Here is a 538-nt window from a genome sequence, read left to right as displayed (position 1 = left end):
GATCGATCGTCCCCGTCGTGAAGGGCGACCCGATCGCCCTCTGTCCGCCGATGCGCGACGCGACGATCGTGACCGGACAAAATCCGATCGTCCCCGTCGCGCAGATCGCCCTGAGGCACAGTCAGATCGTCCGACTCGTGACCGCTCTAGTAATCAGTCAGGACGCCCGTTTCGCGTTCTGGTCGCAGGTCGTCACCTCGCTCGATCCGGGCAGCGCGATCAAGCAAATGCCGAAGTTTCTGCCCCCATTCTAAAAGGCGATCCTGTGCCAACAGCTCGCAAATCTGATTCGGCTGAGCTACGAGAGCAGTTTGAGATGGAGGTCGCGCCGATTCGCAAGTCGATCGCGCTGCCAAATGTAGATTCAGCGGATGAGATCGATCCGCTTGCTGCCAACTCGGATGATTCAGAGGGTGGCTCAGATTTGATCTACGGTCGTCATCCGGTGATCGCTGCTTTGGAGGGCGATCGCACCCTAAATCGGATTTGGGTGCTGCCGCGTCTACGCTACGATCCGCGCTTTCACCAACTGCTACAG

The 538-nt window shown here is 58.7% G+C and carries 2 protein-coding genes; both read left to right on the top strand.

Annotation, left to right across the window (positions count from 1 at the left end; genetic code table 11):
• Nucleotides 1-254, top strand: a 254-nt coding sequence (locus D7Y13_RS46260) for a hypothetical protein (protein ID WP_158626215.1), incomplete at its 5' end; no start/stop codon positions are given.
• A gap of 62 nt (nucleotides 255-316) precedes the next feature.
• Nucleotides 317-538 (top strand): RNA methyltransferase substrate-binding domain-containing protein (locus D7Y13_RS42145; protein WP_208734575.1); only part of this gene is annotated, 222 nt, incomplete at its 3' end.

The sequence above is a fragment of the Corallococcus praedator genome, assembly GCF_003612125.1.
In the GTDB taxonomy this organism is placed as follows: Bacteria; Myxococcota; Myxococcia; order Myxococcales; family Myxococcaceae; genus Corallococcus; species Corallococcus praedator.
Note: the sequence above shows the minus strand (reverse complement) of the source record. Positions and strands in the feature narration are given on the sequence as shown.